The sequence below is a fragment of the Streptomyces sp. NPDC026672 genome (genome assembly GCF_040638185.1).
Classification (GTDB): Bacteria; Actinomycetota; Actinomycetes; order Streptomycetales; family Streptomycetaceae; genus Streptomyces.
In genome coordinates this window covers 221500-238373 of record NZ_JBEZXS010000007.1, presented here as the reverse complement: position 1 = coordinate 238373, position 16874 = coordinate 221500, and the positions used below count along the sequence as shown (strand labels likewise).

The following is a 16874-nucleotide window of genomic DNA, read 5'->3' as shown; positions in this document are numbered from 1 at the left end:
CACACTCTTCGACCGTGCCGTCAGCATGCTGAGCGCGCTGCCGTATCCGGCTCGATTCCGGCTCGATCACGAGGCCCGTATCGACGTCGGGTTCAGCCGCCGGCCCGTTCCACCGGAATCCACAGCTCCGCGTCCGCGTGCGTACCGTCCTCGGACACCCGCGTGAGCGAAAGCGACGGACCGGGCCGGCTCCGGTACGGGTTCGACGGGAACCACTGCGTGTACACGTCTCGCCAAAGGTACTGGACGGCCCGCGGGAACTCGCCCGAGGACTCGAACACCGCCCACGTCCCCGGCTCGACGTCGAGGCTGTCCGAAGCCCCGGGCACCTCCGCTTCGCTCACCACCCCGTGGAAGTAGTCGAGTTCGGTGCCTTCCGCATCGTCCGCGGAGTGGTTGCTGACGGCGGCCACGACACCGCCGGGCTCCCCGGTCGCGTACTCCTGCCACCGCCCCAGCGTCTCCTTGCCGATGCTCTTCACGAACTCCACGATGGCCGGGTTCATCCCCTCGTAGACCAGCGGGACCCGTGTCCCCCTGCCCACGAGCCTGAACCTGTCCTTCTCCACCACCCGGTACCGCATGCTGCTGCTCCCTTCGACGATCAGCCGGAAGGACATCCGCGGCTGGGAGTACAGCGCGGCACCCGTCCGCCGCGCCTCGCCGGGACCGACTCCGTGCACGGCGCGGAACGCACGCGCGAACGCCTCGCCCGAGCTGTATCCGTACCGCACCGCGACATCGAGCAACGTCCGCTCCCCCGCGAGCACTTCGGCTCCTGCGAGCGTCAGCCGCCGACGGCGGACGTACTCGGAGAGCGGGATGCCCGCCAGCGCGGAGAACATCCGCCGGAAGTGGTACTCCGACGTCATGGCGATACGGGCCAACTCGGCCGCGTCGATGGGCTGATCGAGGTGGTCCTCGATGTGGTCCATGGCCTGATTCAGCCGCTCCAGCACTCCCTGCCGTCCTTCCCTCACTGATATCCACGCTAGGGAAGTCCACTGTGCCGGACCCGACATCCTGTGCCCGGTACGGTCGGGTCAGCTCTCTCCCCCAACGAGACAGGACCCTGTTCCGTGCGACGTCGAAACCCAGTGCGCCGACTGTTCGGCTCCCCCCGCTCATGGCTCGCCCCGCTGCTCGCCGGAGTGGTCACCATGGGCATGGCGCTCCCCGCCTCCTCGGCATCGGCCGCGAGCCCGCCCTCCGACGCTCCCCGTGCCGAGCTGCGCGGACTCATAGAAAACGTCACGCAGGCCAACGCACGCCGCTACCGCGCCACCGACAGCAGCGGCCGCTCGATGGACGCGGCGAAAATCGTCCAGGAGTCCCCCGGCCACTATCTGGCCGTGTACCACACCATGCTGAGCGACGGACGCTTCCACACCGCGCTCTCCACCTCCACCGACCTCATGACGTGGACGTTCGCGCATGACTTCGGGGCGGGCAGTTCACAGCCGACCATCGCCCGGGCGCCCGACGGCGGTTATGTCATGGCCTGGGAGCAGGACCCGTCCAACCACGTGGCGGTGCGCTACTACCCCAGCCGCTCCGCCTTGCTGAACGGAGCCGACACGCGCCGCAAGGACACCGTCCGCACCCTGTCGACGTGCGCCGAGGGAACCCCCAACATCTACTCGATCCGGTTCTCCCCGGACGTCGACCACTCCGTCATCGACATCGGGGGCCACTACTTCGCGAACTGCGACGTCGACCGGCAGATGAGGGGGACGCTGACCAACTTCACGTCCTGGTCGGCCACCGCTCAGCCGAACGTCGACAACGCCATGCTGTACTGGGGTGTCCGGGGCAACATCGGCGACCGCGACCAGGTGGCCTTCCGTGGATTTCCCTTCGGTCTCTTCGAAGGACAGTTCACCAAGGGGGACTTCGGCTCCTGGCGCACCTTCGTCTACGACTACCAGACGGGAAACGCCGACACCACGGCCATCACCACCGACCGGGGCAGCAAGGCCTTCGCCAATCCGAGCATCACCGCCCTCCAGGCCCCTGACGGGCGGCAGGCCATCCTCGTCAGCCTCTTCCTCCCGAGCGAGGGAGCCGCTCCCGGCGAAGCCGGCCAACTCCTGTACTACCGCACCTTCTGAAGCCGGAAGCACCACCGCAGCCAGCAACCCCACTGCCACACGGCACTCGGCGCGACAGCCCGGAAGTGCCTTCTCCCCGCGTGCACACCGGCGGGGAGAAGGGTTCCGGAAAGCGGGTGTCAGGGTGTGTCGGAGATGTCGAGCCTGTTCATCTTGATACGGGTGGTGTCGAACTCCCAGACGACCCAGAACTTGCCCGGGGCGTACTCGTCGGCCATGGGGTAGTTGTCCCAGCCCTCGCCCTCGGGCTGTTCGGTGCCGTCGGTTCCATTGGCAAAGAGTCTGGCGGCGCTCCAGGCCGCGCCGGGGCGTTTGGTCTTGTAGTTGAGGATGTCACGGTTGGCCCTGTCCGTACCGGCGTTGTAGATGTACAGGTACTGGCCACTCGTGTCGTTGGTGAAGTAGCTCCTGGCGATGTTGTAGCTCGGCAGGTCGGTGTCCGTCCGGAAGGGCGTCCAGGACTCGCCGCCGTCGGCGCTCGTGGACTTCGCGGCGCCGGCCGCATCGTCACGGGCCACCATGACCAGCGAGTTCTTCGGGTGGTCGGGATCCTGTGGCTCCTGCGAGAAGGCGATCTGGTTCTCTCCCGCCGTGAGTTCGAGCCCGCTGATGTGACCGCCGAGCCTCCAGGTCTGGAGGTCGCGGGAGATCAGCGCCCCGTTCTCCCGCCCCGACGACCAGTACGGCATGACGTACTGCCCGTCGTCCCGTTGGAGCGGACGGCCGGAGAGGACGAGGTTGCTCTTGGACGGCACGGTCAGGGGGGCGTCCTGCCAGGTGTGGCCCTGGTCGGTGCTGCGTTTGAGGAAGGTTCCGTTGATCGGAAGACCGTTGTTGTTGACCCCGTCGTCGTCGGATTCGGTCGAGTCCGCGATCGGGGTGCGCCCGAGGTAGGCGTAGAGCGTGCTGCCGGCCTGGTAGAGGATGACGTAGTGCCAGGCGTACTGGTCGGTCTCCTGGGCCAGTGTCCTGGGGCGGCTCCAGGTGGCTCCGCCGTCGGTCGTGTACGAGTACCGCATGTAACCCATGTCGACGTTGCCGGGCCTGAGACCTTCCCGCCAGACCACGACCGCGTTGTTCTCGCTCGTGCTGATGATGTCGGGGGTACGCGTGCCGTCGCCCTTGCTCACGCGATTCGTGTACACGATCGCCTCGCCCGAGATGCCCTCGGCAGAGGCGGAGCGGGGCAGGAGCAGGCCGGTCAGTACGGCCAGCACCACCACGGTCAGGAGAACGGGCCATGCCCGTCGTCGCGTCACCACAGCCACTGCTCGTTCGGGTTGTCCGTGCAGGTCCACTGGACGGCCTCCGTTCCAGGGGTCGGGCTGCTGCTGGGGATGGCGAGGCAGTAGTCGCTCCGTACGTTGCGCAGTCGGTCCCAGCTGTCGTGGATCCACACCTGGTCGTCACCGTCGCCGCAGGACGCCTGCGCGGCCTTCGCGCCCAGGGCCGTGCTGCCGTTCAGGGGGGTGAGGCACTTGCCGCTCGCCTTGTTGATCACCCGGTAGCCGCCGGTCACGGCCTGGAGCGCCCAGTAGTTGCTGTCGCTGTTGCTGCACGCCCACTGGATCATCACGGCACCGTCGGCCGTGTCGGAGTTGGAGTCGGCCAGGCACAGGCCGGTGGCCATGTTGTAGAGGCGGGCGGAGACCGCCTCGTGGTCGAACCAGGTCCAGCGCTGGTCGAAGGTGTCCGAGCACGTCCACTGGACGACCTCGGTGCCGTTCGCGGTGCTGGAGTTGGGGACCGCCAGGCATCTGTCGCTGTGCAGGTTCCGCAGCCGGTTCCAACTGTCGTGGATCCAGACCTGTTCATCGCCGGTGCCGCAGGGCCACTGGATGGCCTGGGTGCCGTTGGCCACACTGGCATTGGGCATGGCGAGGCACAACAGGCTGTAACGGTTGCGGATCTGGTAGCGGTCCCCGTTTCCGCCCGCCACCTTGACGAGCGTCCAGTCCTGGTCCGAGTTGTCACTACAGGTCCACTGAACCAGGCCGGTGCCGCCCGTCGTACTGGAGTTGGGCACGGCCAGGCATCTGCCCGAGTTGAGGTTGTTGAGGTTTCTCCAGTCGTCCTCCGCGCTCGCCGGCGTGGAGGACACCAGCGTCCACACCACCGTGGCTGCGAGTAGGCACACCGCCATGGCGACGGCCAGGAAGACGCGGTTCATTTTCCTCAGGAGCATGACATCAAGCACCCTTTCTTCTTCCGCCGGTCGTTCAGCACCGCCCCCCGACCTCCGTACAGGTGGAGGCCCTGTGATTCCGCTGTGCGTGCAGGCGCCGAGTGACAAGCCGAAGGCCACGGGATGACGGGCCGGGGGACACACAGCCACGGACAGGCGACGCGGCTGTGAACCCTTCTCACGTCCGGGTGCGGCGGGCGAGGTGAGCGCACCGGCCCGGCGTCAGTGACGTCGGCGTATCAGCCGCGCGGCGACCTCCCCGACGTACATGGACGGTGCCATGGTGTGGCCGCTGATGAGGTGCGGGAAGACCGAGGCGTCGGCCACGAACAGGTTGGCCGTGCCCCGGACCCGGAAGTCCGGGTCGACGACGGCCGTCGGATCGGAAGGACGCCCCATTCGGGCGGTTCCCACGGGGTGATACATCGTGTGACCGTCCTGCCGGATCAGCGCCCGGTACACCTCGTCGTCCGCGTCCCGCTGCGGAAAGACGTACTCGGAGTAGGGGGCGAGGGCGCGGGTGCGCAGCATGCGGTGCGCCGTACGCAGTCCGACGACGAAGTCCTCGATGTCCCGGGGGTCGGCGAGGTAGCCCAGGTCGATCACGGGTTTCGCCATGGGGTCCGCCGAGGCCAGGCGCAGACGCCCGCGGCTTCGGGGGTGCAACTGGACGACGGTGATGGCGTAACCGGCCCGCCGCTGTTTGTCGGAGACGTCCGCGAAGTACTGGCCGTCCGCTCCGAAGTCCGGGTTGTAGCTGGGCAGCAACTCGAAGTCGGGCCAGGGCGTGTTCCGGAAGGCCTTGAGGAAGCCGACGTTGTTCTCCTGGAAGTAGTTCGCGGGGCCACTGCGGTCGCGCATCCACTGGGCGACCCACTCGGGTCGGGCGTCCATCGGGATGGATCCGGTGGTACCGACGCGGCCCAGCCCGCGCAGCGGGACGCCCAGGTGGTCCTGGAGGTTCGCGCCCACACCGGGAGCGTCCACCAGAGTGCCGATACGCAGCGACCGCAGGTGCTTGTGCGGCCCGATGCCGGAGAGCATCAGCAACTGGGGGGTGTTGTAGGCCCCGGCCGCCAGCACGACTCCCCGTCCGGCCCGGAGTTCCTGACGGGAGTCGCCCTGCGAGAACTCCACACCCACGGCACGGTGGCCGGAGAACAGCACTCTGGTGACGTGCGCCCCGGTGACGACCGTCAGATTGGGCCGCCGCCGGATGTCGGCGGCCAGCAGGGCGTCGGCCGGGGTGCGTCGGCGGTGTTCGGGGAAGATGGTCTCGAAGCGGTCGATGACGTAGGGCGACTCCGCGTCCACGTCGCCGCGGGGGCCGAACCCCGCTTCCGTGAAGGCGTCCGCGAGCGTGCCGCTCAAGGGCGTGGCCGGCTCCAGGGGGGCGAGCCGCACCGGTCCGTGCCCGCCACGCAGTGGGCTCGCCGCCGCACGGGACGTGTCCTCCAGCGCCTTGAAAGCGGCGACCGCCCCCGCACCGCTCAGCCGGGCGGCTCCCGCACGCTGCCACGAGTCGTAGTCGGCCGGAACGCCACGCAGCCATGCCCCCACGTTGATCGTGGCCGAGCCCCCGATCGCCTTCCCGCGCGGCTGAGCGATCGAACGCCCGCCCAGGCCGGGCTGGTTGACGGTGGTGTAGGCCCAGTCCTGCTGTGTGCCCCACGTCTTGAAGAACGCGCCCTGGATGCGTCCGACCTCGTTGGTGTTCTCCTCCCCCGCCTCCAGCAGGGTGACCGAGATACGGGGATCCTCGGACAGACGGGAGGCCAGCACGGTTCCGGCGGGTCCGCTTCCCACGACGACGTAGTCCGTGGGCAGTTCCCCGCGGTGTTCCGGACGGAACCTGGGCACGGCGGCCGACCCGAGCGCGGCTCCGGTGGACTTCAGGACGGTACGACGATTCAGCATGGGCACTCACTCCTGCTGGGGAAGAGCCGAATTGGCCACACGCAAGCTACAGTCATGTAGATACCTGTTCCTACGAACCTGTATCACTGGATGAAACACGCTGGTGTCGCTACCGTCATCCACGGGCGCTCAGCACCCCGCACTGGTGAGACACAGGCGAGGTCGAGAAGGAGAGGACGACATGACCGCTGCACCCTCCGACGCAGTCGGCGACACCGGTCGGGCGTCGGTGCTCGACCGGGCCTCCGCCCTGCTCACGGCGTTCGCGCTGGAGGACACCTGGATCGGCCCGTCGGAGCTGGGCCGACGGGCCGGGCTGCCGAAGCCCACCGCCTACCGGCTGGCCCTCCAACTCACCCGTCATGGCCTGCTCGAACACCATGAGGGGATGTTCCGGCTCGGCGTCCGGCTCTTCGAACTGGGCCATCTGGTCGCTCGCGAGAACGTCATCCGCGAATGCGCCGTGCCCATCATGACTCGCCTACGCGATACGACCGGCCACTCGGTGCACCTGGCGGAGCTCTCCGACCGGGACGTGCTCTACCTGGCCATCATGCATGGTCCGGCCGGCCCGGCGCTGCCCTCGCGGGTGGGCGGCCGCATGCCGGCCCATGCCACGGCTCTGGGCAAGGCGCTCCTGGCACACGCGACCGCCGACGTACGGATGCGGGCGCTGTCCGGCCCTCTGGAACGGCTGACGTCCCACACCATCCGCCATGGCGGAGCCTTGCGCACGGCACTGGCCGCCGTGGCCGCGCGCGGCTCCGCCACCGATCTGGAGGAGTGCCGTCCGGGTCTGGCCTGTGCCGCCGCTCCCGTCCTGGCCAATGACGGCACCGCGGTGGCCGCACTCTCCGTCAGCGGGCGCAGCACCCGCTTCGACGTCGCCCACGCCGAGACCGCGGTGCGGGCAGCAGCCGCGGCCCTCACCCGGCGCCTGTATCCCCGGTGCCCCAGCTCCGCGCTGTGAGCCTCCCGTCGAAGCCGCCGTCACCGTGTGAGCGATGGGCCACACGACCTCAGGCCCGCTCCGCGTCCGGACCGCTCTTCCCGACGGTCCCTTCGGAACGTTCGTCCTGCGGGTTTTCCCCGTAGTCCTCCCTGAGGAGGTGCTGGCCCTGCCGTGCCCATTCCGCTCGGGTGCGGGCGACGGCCGCCAGGCCGTCGAACACATGCGCCTTGAGCCGGACGATGCGTTCGTGGTCCGCCGGGTCACGGCGGGAGAGCCGCTCGCGGAGCAGCGGTGTGTCGCGGTGCAGCAGGCGGTCGCGGTGGGCCTCCGCCTCCTCGGCCTCCTTATCCTGTTCGGTGATGAACCGGTCCAGTACCTCGTGGGCGGCCTGCGGATCGATCATGTCGAAATTGAGGGCCTGGAGCAGCATGTGGTCCCGCACCGGCGTGGGCTTCCCCGGTAGCTCGAGCCAGCGCCGCAGCTCCGTGAGACCTGCCGGTGTGACCGTGTACACGGTTCGGGTCAGCCGTGGCCCGCGGGCCTCGTCGTCGCCCTGGATCAGGCCCGCTTCCTCCATGCGCCGCAGCGTCGGATAGATCTGGCTCTGCGGTGCCGCCCAGATCCATCGCGACGACCCGTCGAAGAACCGCACGAGGTCGTACCCGCTCATGGGACGAGCCTCCAGCACTCCCAGAAGCGCATGCTGCAGTGACATGATCGATCCCCAACTCTCCGGCCCGCCGACGACACCGCCGTCACCTGGTCACTTGCACGGTCACCGACTTCGGTTCGGTGAAGAACTCACGGCTGAACGTACCTCCCTCCCGTCCCGTACCCGAATCCCCCACCCCGCCGAACGGCGCCCGCAGATCGCGTACGAAGAAGCAGTTGATCCACACGTTGCCGCTGCGCAGTGCGGCCGCCACACGGTGCGCGCGGTGCAGGTTCTCCGTGAAGGCCATCGCCGACAGCCCGTACGGGGTGGCGTTGGCGAGGTCGACGCCTTCCTCCTCGGTGGTGAACGGGGTGACGGTCACGACGGGGCCGAAGACCTCCTCGCGCTGGAGCGGAGCGTCGGCGGGTACGTCGACCACGACGGTGGGCCGGACGAACCAGCCCCGGTCCACGCCGCCGGTGACGATCCGCCCGCCGCCCAGGGCCTCTTCCCGTAGGTAGCCGGTGACCTTGGTGAAGTGCTTCTCGCTCGCGAGGGGGCCGATGTCCGTGTCCCGGGCGGACGGGTCACCGAGCTTCATCGCCTTCGCGGCGGCGGTGAAGCGGCGCAGGAACTCGTCGTGGACGCCGCGTTGCACGTACAGCCGGGAGCCCGCGAGACACACCTGCCCGCTGTTGCCGAAGGCCGCCTTGACGGCCCACTCGACGGCGTTGTCCAGGTCGGCGTCGTCGAACACCACGGCGGCGCCCTTGCCGCCCAGTTCCAGACTGACGGGCGTGAGGTGGGCGGCCGCCGCCGCGCTGATGGCCCGTCCGGTCGCCGAGGAACCCGTGAAGGTGATGCGGTCCACGTCCGGGTGCCGGGTGAGGGTCGCGCCGACGGGGCCGTGGCCCAGCACGACGTTGAGCACGCCCGCCGGGACGCCGGCTTCGAGGGCGAGCCGGCCCAGGAGCGCGGCCGAGTGGGGCGTGTCCTCGGCGGGCTTGAGCACGACCGTGTTGCCCCAGGCCAGCGCGGGTGCGATCTTCCATGTCGCCAGCATCAGGGGGAAGTTCCACGGTGCGATCGCCGCGACGACACCGGCCGACTCGTACCGTACGTAGACGTGGTGCCCGGTGTCGGACGGAAGGCTCTCGGAGCTGCTGAGCCGGGCGTGGTCGGCGAAGAACCGCAGGTTGTCCGCGGCACGTGGTACGTCGTGTCCGGCCGCGGCCCTGACCGGCTTGCCCATGTCGCGGGCCTCCGCCCTGGCGAGCTCGTCGGCGTGCTCCTCGACGAGGTCGGCGAACCGGTGCAGGATCCGGCCGCGTTCGGTGAAGCCCATGCGGCTCCACGGACCGGTGTCGAAGGCACGGCGTGCGGCGGCCACGGCGAGGTCGACGTCCTTGTCCGACGCCTGGGCGACCGTGGCGTAGCCGGCTCGGGTGAAGGGGTCGACGTCGTCGAAGGTGGCGCCGTCGATCGAGTCGGTCTCCTGACCGTCGATGACATGACGGATCATCACAGTGCGTACTCCTTGGGTGTGGCCGGGCCCGCCGCGAGCGCGGGAGGGCTGTCGGAGACCGACGTCAGGTGGTTCCAGATCCGATCGAGCAGTTCGGTGCCCGCCGCCTCCCACGCATGCCTCTCGGGCGAGGTGAGCGGTGTCGGCGGGGCTGTGGAGACGGTGGCGGAGGCCGTGGCCAGAGCCAGGCGTGCCGACTCCTCCAGCACCCACATGCGGGCCACGGCCTCACCCACGGTGCGGCCGACGGTGATCGCGCCGTTGCCGCGCATCACCAGGCTGTGCGCCGGGCCCAGGGTGCCGGCCAGGGCAGAGGCGGTCTCCGGGTCGCGGACCAGGCGTGGTTCCTCGAACACGGGGGTGATGCCGCCCAGCAGGGCTCCCTGGCCGTGCAGAGGCCGGATCGGGATGCCCGCGACGGCGGCTGCGGTGGCGTAGAACGGCTGGGCCCGGCAGATTCCTCCCACGTCCGGTCGCGCGACCGCCACGGCGCGGTGGATCCACGCCTCCTTGGGGACCCCCTGGGGCAACGTCCCGCCCTCCAGCGGAATCCGCTGGAACACGGAGTCGTCGCCGAGTCGGCCCAGCGGTTCCGGGGGCGTGATGAACAGGGCCGCGGCGTCGGGCTCGCGGGCGCTGACATGGCCGAAGGCGTTGACGAGTCCCGCGGCGGCCAGGGCTCGGCCGGCTCGGGCGAGGTCTGTGCTGATCTTGTCCAGGCTCACACCACCAACGATTACAGGTATACATATACCTGTCAACGGATCGGGAGATCCCGAATCATTGACAGGTATGTATATACCTGTAGTCTCCTGTAATTGCATTCTCATTTTCAGTGACGGACGAACCTGAAGGAGAGTCATGAGGTTTCCCCTGCGCATCGGGGTGCGGCCGTGATCGAGATTCGCGACATCGCCTACGTACGGTCGGGCAGCGCCGACCTCGCCACCGCCGTCCGCTTCGCGGTCGACATCGTCGGACTCGAACTCGTCGAGGAGACCGATGGCGTGGCCTATCTGCGCGCCGACCAGCGCCACCACTGTCTGGCGTTCGTCGAGGGCGAGAGCGGCGTCATCTCGTCGGGTCTCAGCCTGCCGGGCGAGGACTCCCTCGCCGCCGCCGAGTCGGAGCTGGAGCGGGCCGGAGTCAAGGTCGTACGGGGCACACCGGACGGCGCACGCAGTCGACGGGTCCGCGACTACCTGACGTTCGAGGACCCGTTCGGCAACCTGGTCGATCTCGTGGTCGACCAGGTCACCCTGCCCGGCCCGGTCCGCTTCGGCAGGACGGCCGGCATCACGGAGTTCGGCCACCTGTGCCTGGACGCCCCCGATGTCCGTGAGGCGTACGGGTTCTGGTCGTCGTTGTTCAACATGCGGGTCTCGGACTGGATCGGCGACAAGGCCTGTCTGATGCGGTTCGACCCCGTCCACCACAAGCTGGCCGTCTTCCAGGGCGACGAACCCGGCCTGTGCCACATGAACTTCCAGGTCGAGTCCATCGACGACGTGATGCGCAGCTGGCACTTCCTCGTGGAGAACGGCGTAGAGATCGAGATGGGCCCCGGTCGGCACCCGCAGTCCACGGCGATCTTCCTGTACTTCAAGGGTCCCGAGGGCCTGACCTACGAGTACTCCTACGGTGTACGGCGCATCACCGACGAACAGGCCTGGCGCCCGCGGTACTTCGACCCCTCGGAGCCGGACGCCGTCGACCTGTGGCGCGGCCCCACGAGGAGAGTCACCACCCAGCCCCAGCTCGCCCCGGGACACGACGGACGATGACCACCTTCGACACCACCGCCCTCGCCCGCGAACTGCTCGACGCCACGCGCGAACGCACCGAGGTGGACCCGCTCACCGAGCGTTTCCCCGGTCTCGATCTGCGCGAGGCGTACGGCGTACAGCTCGCCCAGGTGCGCGAGCGCACCTCGGCCGGTGCCCGTGTCACCGGGCACAAGATCGGCCTCACCTCGGCCGCCATGCAGCGCCAACTGGGTGTGCGGGAACCGGACTTCGGCCACCTCTACGACGACATGGAGGTGGTGGACGGCCGTATCGACCCAGGGCGTTTCATCGCCCCGCGCGTCGAGCCCGAGATCGCCTTCGTCCTCAAGGCCGACCTGGCGGGACCCGGACTCACCCCACGCGACGCGCTCGCCGCCGTGGGCCATGTCCTGCCGGCTCTGGAGATCATCGACAGCCGCGTCCGGGACTGGCGCATCGCCCTTCCCGACACGGTGGCGGACAACGCCTCCTCCGGGGCCTACCTGCTCGGTGCCGTCGGGGCGGACCCGCGGGAGCACGATCTGTCCCGGCTCGGCTGCGTCCTCCGGGACGGCCCGGAGGTGGTGGTCACCGGCAATGGCTCCGCGGTGCTCGGCCATCCCCTCAACGCACTGGTCTGGCTCGCCAACACCCTCGGCGCCCTCGGCACGGGGCTCACCACCGGACAGGTCGTCCTGTCCGGCTCCCTGACGGCGGCCGTCCCCCTGCGACCGGGCAGCACACTCAGTGCCGACTTCCAGGGACTCGGCCATCTCGGTCTCCACGTGGAACAGCGGAAGGTGATCGTATGAGCTGGGACGTCGAACGTGCCGCACGCGCGTTGCTGGCGCGGGAGGACACCTGCGCCGAGGGCGGTCCGCTGAGCGACGAGTGGCCCGAACTCGATCTGGCCACCGCCTACCGGGTCCAGGACGAGACCCTGCGCCTGCGGCTCGAACGCGGCGAGACCCTGATCGGCGTCAAGCTCGGGCTCACCTCCCGCGCCAAGCAGCGCCGTATGAACGTCGACGCCCCGTTGACCGCGTGGCTGACCGACGCCATGGTGCTGCCGGCCGGTGAGCCCGCACCCCTCGACGCGTTCATCCACCCCCGTGCGGAGCCGGAGATCGTCTTTGTGCTCGGCCGCGACCTCACCGGCCCCGGGGTGACCGCGGCGACGGCCATCACCGCCGTCGAACGCGTCCTCAGCGGCGTCGAGATCATCGACAGCCGCTACCGGGACTTCCGTTTCACCCTCCCCGACGTCGTCGCGGACAACGCGTCCTCGGGGAGCTTCGTCACCGGGCCCGTCGCGCGGTCGGCAGAGGCGTTCGACCTGTCCCTGGAGTCCTGTGCCCTGGAGGTGGACGGCACCGTCGTCGACACGGCGACCGGCGCCGCCGTCCAGGGCCACCCGGCCGAGGCGCTGGCCCTCGCGGCGAACGCCCTCGGCCGCCGCGGCCACTCCCTGCGCCGGGGCTGGATCGTCCTGACCGGAGGCATGACGGACGCGGTCCCCCTCGGCCCGGGCACCTCGGTGTCAGCCGACTTCGCGACCCTCGGCCGCGTCGTGGTGGGAGGCTGACATGCCCATCGTGAACATCTCGGTGGCACAGGGCCGCACCCCCGAGCAGCTTCGCCACTGCCTCACGGCCGTGCACGAAGCGGTGTGCGCGAGCCTCGGTGTGCCGGCCGCGTCCGTGCGGGTGCTGCTGACGGAAGTGCCGCCCGCTCTGTGGAGCAGCGGCGGAACGACCCTGGAGGAACGCGGACGGCGCGCCGACGCCGTCGCCTCCGTCCGGGAGCCCGAGGACACGGCTTCCTGAACCCGGCTGCTGGAACACAAGGGTGTGGCCGCGCGGTGTTCCGCGCGGCCACACCCTTGTTGTGTTCCGGTTCACGCGAACCAGGGCTGTCCGACCTCGTACTGGATGGTGATGGCCTTGAGCTGGCTGTACATGGTGAGGGCCTCGTGGGAGTACTCCCGGCCCAGCCCGCTGTTCTTGTATCCGCCGAACGGCATGCCGGGGACGAGGTTGGCGTAGGAGTTGATCCACACCGAGCCCGCGTCCAGCCGGTCCGCGGTGTCCATCGCGTTCTTCAGATCACGGGTGTACAGGCCCGCCGCGAGACCGTACTCGGTGTCGTTGGCCTCCCTCACCAACGTGTCCACGTCGTTCCAGCGGATCACACAGATGACCGGGCCGAAGATCTCCTCCTGGGCGATCCGCATGTCGTTGGTCGCCTCGAACAGCGTGGGCTGGATGAAGTATCCGTGCTCGTTGCCGTCGACGGCCACGCGTTCGCCGCCGGTGAGCAGCCGTGCGCCCTCCTTCTTGCCCACCTCGATGTACTCGAGCACGCGCTTGCCCTGCTTCTCGGACACCAGGCAGGTCAAGCGTGCGGTGTCGTCGAACGGGCCGCCGATCGTGAGGGACTGGGCGCGCTCGGCCAGACGCGGCACGAACGTGTCGTAGATGTCGTCGTGGACGAAGAGCCGGGTGCCGCCGAAGCACGCCTGCCCGTTGTGCCACAGCCCGCCGAAGAGCACGTTGTCCACCACGGCGTCGACGTCCTCGATGTCGGGGAAGACGATGTTGGGGCTCTTGCCGCCGAGTTCGAGTGTGGCGGGCACCAGCCGCTTGGCCGCCGCGATGCCGACGAGGCGTCCCACTTCGGTGCTGCCGGTGAAGGCCAGCTTGTCGACGCCCGGGTGCGCGGTGAGCGCGGCGCCGGCCTCCTCCCCGGTACCGGGAACGATGTTGACGACGCCGGCCGGGAAGATCTCCGCGGCGATCTTCGCGACTTCCAGGGTGGACAGTGAGGCGTTCTCGTCCGGCTTGAGCACCACGGTGTTGCCCGCGGCGAGGGCCGGCGCGAGCTTGAACGACGTCATGATGGCGGGCACGTTCCAGGGGATGATCTGACCGCAGACTCCGTGCGGTTCCCGCTTGGCCACCAGGTATCCGCCCGGCATCGGTCGGCCCATGCCCTCGTGGGTGAGGACCGCTCCGGCGAAGTAGCGGTACTGGGAGGCGGCCAGTTGGTAGTCCAGCCGGGTCTCGAACCGGCGCCGCCCGATGTCCAGGGCGTCGATGGCCGCGAGGCGCTCCGCGTGCTCCGTGAGGGCGTCGGCGAACTTGATCAGCAGCGCCGACCGCTCCTCGTAGGACAGGGCCCGCCAGGCGGGGAACGCGGCACGGGCCGCCGCCACCGCGGCGTTGATGTCGTCCGCGCCGCAACGGGCGATCTTCGCCAGCAGGACGCCGGTCGCCGGAGCCACGGCGTCGAACGTGGCGCCCTGTACGGGCTCGAACTCGCCGTTGATGAGGGGGCCGTAGACGTCGTCCAGACCCAGCGTGCTGGGATCCGGCACCGTCACGGCGGTGTTGGTCGAGGAAGACATGGTGTGACTGCCCTTTCGTGTGGACGATGTGCGGGTGTTGCCGTAGGCGTGCGGCGGGACGGACGGGCCGGGACGTGACCTTCCGTGGTTCCTAGTTGCGGATGACGAGGAAGATCGCCGCGGTGACCACCCCGACGAGCAGGGCGACGCCCCCGTAGCCGAGCCGGTGCTCGCGGAGCAGCGGGAGCGAGCGGTCGGCCGCGATCCGGCCGGGACCGGAGAGGGTCAGGGCGCCGACGGCACAGGCGAGCAGCAGTTCGTACTCGACGCCTTCAGGGGCGAAGAAGCCACCGCCCCACTTGACTCCGATCGCGTTGATCATGTCGCCGAGAACGGCGGCAGCGGCGAGCGGCGTCAGCAGCCCCAGGGCCAGGCCGATGCCACCCGCGGTCTCGATGAGTCCTGCCACAACGGCGAGGAAGCGGGCTGCCGGATAGCCACTGGCCTCGAAGAACTGCGCCGTGCCGTCGATTCCTCCGCCGCCGAACCAGCCGAAGAGTTTCTGTGCTCCATGGGCGACGAGTGCCGTCCCGAGGACAAGACGCAGCAGGAGAAGCCCCACGTCGTGCGGCGCGGGACGAGACGAATCCGAGCCGGAGTACGTGCGCGCACCGGACTCGGACACTCGCGCCTGAGTGAACGTCATGATTACCTCCACAAACACACTTTAGAGTTCAAACATGCGATGGTAAGAACCATACAGGTATCGATATACCTGTCAAGGATTCACTGGGGTACCGCATCCTGAAGGACACCTTGGACGGCCGACGAAGGCGGTCGACCCGGTCCGGCATACCTCCAGGGCCGACGGACGGCGAAGAGATTGCCGTGCGTGCGGAACTCAGGGTCGGGGCCGTCCCCCACCGGCAGACTCTGCCGGAGCGGTCAGGTCGGCGGAGAAAACCGGTCGACAGGTGACCCGCGACGCACTGTGATGGCCCCAACTGCGCGCCGCACGGGGCGGGCCGAGTCCGGGAGCTGCTGTTGACAACCGAGAGGGTCGCGGACGCCCGTCCGACGATTGATGCCGCGCTGGTCAGGCGCCTGGTCGACACGCAGTTCCCGCAGTGGGCCGAGCTGCACCTGGAGTTGCTCGACCCGGCCGGCTCGGACCATGTGATCTACCGGTTGGGCGAGGAGCTGTCCGTCCGGCTGCCCCGCCATGCCGACGCCGTCGGGCAGGCCCGGAAGGAGTCCGAGTGGCTGCCGCGGCTCGCCCCTCACCTGCCGCTGGCCGTCCCCGTGCCCGTGGGGGTGGGAGAGCCCGGCTTCGGCTATCCGTGGCCGTGGGCGGTTTCCCGCTGGCTGGACGGCGAGGTGGCGACTGTCGAGGCACTGGCCGATTCGTCCGAGGCCGCCGTCGAACTGGCCGAGTTCCTGACCGCTCTCCAGCGGTTCGAGCCCGAGGAGATCCCGGCACAGCGCGCCCGCGAGGACCTCACCGTCCGGCCGCTGGTCGCACGGGACCGGGCGACGCGGGCCGCCATCGCGGAGGTCGGCAGCGCGTTCGACGCCGCGGCCATGACCGAGCTGTGGGAGGCGGCGCTGAGCGCCCCCGACTGGGACGGCCCACCGGTCTGGTTCCACGGCGACTTCCACACCGGCAACCTGCTGACCGTCGACGGCCGCCTCAGCGCGGTCATCGACTTCGGCGGGCTCGGCATCGGCGACCCGGCGTGCGACATGATGATCGCCTTCACCCTGATGTCGGCCGACAGCCGAGCCGCTTTCCGCGCCGCGCTCGGCGTGGACGACGCCACCTGGATCCGAGGCCGCGGCTGGGCGCTGGCCACGGCCCTGAACGCCTACACCTACTACGCCGCCGTCAACCCCCGGGTCGCCGCACAGACCACCCGCCAGATCACCGAGGCCCTCATCGGCTAGGCAACCGAGACGAAGACACACCGCTTCATGGAAGAGGCCACCATACGGCGGGCCGGGAACCCTGGTCGGCCCAGCCGGGTGTAGGCGCCTGCGGCGAACAGACCTCGAGTCGTGGCGAGATCGGCTGTCGGCGAGCTGTACCAGCACCAACCACCGTCGCCGCGCCGCTGTAGGTCGAGTCGCTCCGACAGCAGTAAGTCCTGTTGAAACTCCGGATTCCATGCTGCGTCAGCAGCGGGCCGATCGGCTGATCTTCAGCAATCGTGTGACCCGCCGGGAGGGACCGTTGGGCTGAGGCGCGGTTCGGACGCCTGGCAGGGGTCTCGGGAGCTGTGATGGGGAAGATTGCGCGCCTGGATGTTGCGCTCCAATCGGCGAAGCGATCCTCCTCACCGATCAGGTTGTCGGGGTCGAAGTCGAAGGGGGTCTTGGCGCAAGTGATGCCCGGCCCGCTGATCTGCACGGCCAGGCCG

General features: G+C 69.3%; 17 protein-coding genes. 7 read left to right on the top strand and 10 right to left on the bottom strand.

The window, feature by feature from the left end:
• Nucleotides 1-92: 92 nt before the first annotated feature.
• Complete coding sequence (locus AB0F77_RS11010) at nucleotides 93-959, bottom strand: AraC family transcriptional regulator (RefSeq protein ID WP_361944901.1); 867 nt, start codon at nucleotides 957-959, stop codon at nucleotides 93-95.
• Between the two features lie 120 nt (nucleotides 960-1079).
• Here AB0F77_RS11010 and AB0F77_RS11005 point away from each other — a divergent pair, with 120 nt between their 5' ends.
• Complete coding sequence (locus AB0F77_RS11005) at nucleotides 1080-2111, top strand: hypothetical protein (protein ID WP_361944898.1); 1032 nt, start codon at nucleotides 1080-1082, stop codon at nucleotides 2109-2111.
• A 119-nt stretch (nucleotides 2112-2230) separates the two neighbouring features.
• On the opposite strand, the gene AB0F77_RS11000 is transcribed toward AB0F77_RS11005, so the two are convergent.
• From AB0F77_RS11000 to AB0F77_RS10990, 3 genes are all read right to left on the bottom strand, one after another.
• Complete coding sequence (locus AB0F77_RS11000; protein WP_361944895.1) at nucleotides 2231-3370, bottom strand: sialidase family protein; 1140 nt, start codon at nucleotides 3368-3370, stop codon at nucleotides 2231-2233.
• On the bottom strand, nucleotides 3367-4296 hold the full coding sequence (locus tag AB0F77_RS10995) for an RICIN domain-containing protein (protein ID WP_361944892.1): 930 nt from the start codon (nucleotides 4294-4296) through the stop codon (nucleotides 3367-3369). Before AB0F77_RS10995 ends, AB0F77_RS11000 begins: the two co-directional genes overlap by 4 nt.
• A 222-nt stretch (nucleotides 4297-4518) precedes the next feature.
• Entirely contained in the window at nucleotides 4519-6213 is a 1695-nt protein-coding gene (locus AB0F77_RS10990; protein ID WP_361944889.1) for a GMC oxidoreductase, read from the bottom strand.
• 181 nt (nucleotides 6214-6394) lie between these two features.
• Between AB0F77_RS10990 and AB0F77_RS10985 the strand changes: the two genes are divergently transcribed.
• On the top strand, nucleotides 6395-7183 hold the full coding sequence (locus tag AB0F77_RS10985) for an IclR family transcriptional regulator (RefSeq protein WP_361944886.1): 789 nt from the start codon (nucleotides 6395-6397) through the stop codon (nucleotides 7181-7183).
• Between the two features lie 49 nt (nucleotides 7184-7232).
• Here the strand turns inward: AB0F77_RS10985 and AB0F77_RS10980 are convergent, their stop codons facing one another.
• The 3 genes from AB0F77_RS10980 to AB0F77_RS10970 are packed head-to-tail and all read right to left on the bottom strand — an operon-like array spanning nucleotide 7233 to nucleotide 10070.
• Nucleotides 7233-7880 carry a PadR family transcriptional regulator gene (locus AB0F77_RS10980; protein WP_361944883.1) on the bottom strand — a complete coding sequence of 216 codons (648 nt, stop codon included), beginning with the start codon at nucleotides 7878-7880 and terminating at the stop codon, nucleotides 7233-7235.
• A 40-nt stretch (nucleotides 7881-7920) separates the two neighbouring features.
• Nucleotides 7921-9342 (bottom strand): aldehyde dehydrogenase, encoded by a 1422-nt coding sequence (locus AB0F77_RS10975; RefSeq protein WP_361944880.1) that lies wholly within the window; start codon nucleotides 9340-9342, stop codon nucleotides 7921-7923.
• Nucleotides 9342-10070 carry a class II aldolase/adducin family protein gene (locus AB0F77_RS10970; protein ID WP_361944877.1) on the bottom strand — a complete coding sequence of 243 codons (729 nt, stop codon included), beginning with the start codon at nucleotides 10068-10070 and terminating at the stop codon, nucleotides 9342-9344. Before AB0F77_RS10970 ends, AB0F77_RS10975 begins: the two co-directional genes overlap by 1 nt.
• Before the next feature lie 168 nt (nucleotides 10071-10238).
• Here AB0F77_RS10970 and AB0F77_RS10965 point away from each other — a divergent pair, with 168 nt between their 5' ends.
• The 4 genes from AB0F77_RS10965 to AB0F77_RS10950 are packed head-to-tail and all read left to right on the top strand — an operon-like array spanning nucleotide 10239 to nucleotide 12937.
• Nucleotides 10239-11129, top strand: a complete 891-nt coding sequence (locus tag AB0F77_RS10965; protein WP_361944874.1) for a VOC family protein — start codon at nucleotides 10239-10241, stop codon at nucleotides 11127-11129.
• Entirely contained in the window at nucleotides 11126-11923 is a 798-nt protein-coding gene (locus AB0F77_RS10960; RefSeq protein ID WP_361944871.1) for a fumarylacetoacetate hydrolase family protein, read from the top strand. Before AB0F77_RS10965 ends, AB0F77_RS10960 begins: the two co-directional genes overlap by 4 nt.
• Nucleotides 11920-12696, top strand: coding sequence for a fumarylacetoacetate hydrolase family protein (locus AB0F77_RS10955; protein WP_361944868.1), 777 nt, complete (start codon nucleotides 11920-11922; stop codon nucleotides 12694-12696). Before AB0F77_RS10960 ends, AB0F77_RS10955 begins: the two co-directional genes overlap by 4 nt.
• Nucleotide 12697: 1 nt before the next feature.
• Nucleotides 12698-12937 carry a tautomerase family protein gene (locus AB0F77_RS10950; RefSeq protein ID WP_361944865.1) on the top strand — a complete coding sequence of 80 codons (240 nt, stop codon included), beginning with the start codon at nucleotides 12698-12700 and terminating at the stop codon, nucleotides 12935-12937.
• A 71-nt stretch (nucleotides 12938-13008) separates the two neighbouring features.
• On the opposite strand, the gene AB0F77_RS10945 is transcribed toward AB0F77_RS10950, so the two are convergent.
• Nucleotides 13009-14517, bottom strand: a complete 1509-nt coding sequence (locus AB0F77_RS10945) for an aldehyde dehydrogenase family protein (RefSeq protein ID WP_361944863.1) — start codon at nucleotides 14515-14517, stop codon at nucleotides 13009-13011.
• Between the two features lie 91 nt (nucleotides 14518-14608).
• On the bottom strand, nucleotides 14609-15163 hold the full coding sequence (locus AB0F77_RS10940; protein ID WP_361944860.1) for a DoxX family protein: 555 nt from the start codon (nucleotides 15161-15163) through the stop codon (nucleotides 14609-14611).
• A gap of 338 nt (nucleotides 15164-15501) precedes the next feature.
• On the opposite strand from AB0F77_RS10940, the gene AB0F77_RS10935 reads away from it, so the two are divergent.
• Nucleotides 15502-16401, top strand: coding sequence for an aminoglycoside phosphotransferase family protein (locus AB0F77_RS10935; RefSeq protein ID WP_361944857.1), 900 nt, complete (start codon nucleotides 15502-15504; stop codon nucleotides 16399-16401).
• A 25-nt stretch (nucleotides 16402-16426) separates the two neighbouring features.
• Here AB0F77_RS10935 and AB0F77_RS10930 read toward each other — a convergent pair whose 3' ends face one another.
• Nucleotides 16427-16864: a hypothetical protein gene (locus AB0F77_RS10930; RefSeq protein WP_361945141.1), complete on the bottom strand. Its 438-nt coding sequence runs from the start codon at nucleotides 16862-16864 to the stop codon at nucleotides 16427-16429.
• Nucleotides 16865-16874 lie beyond the last annotated feature (10 nt).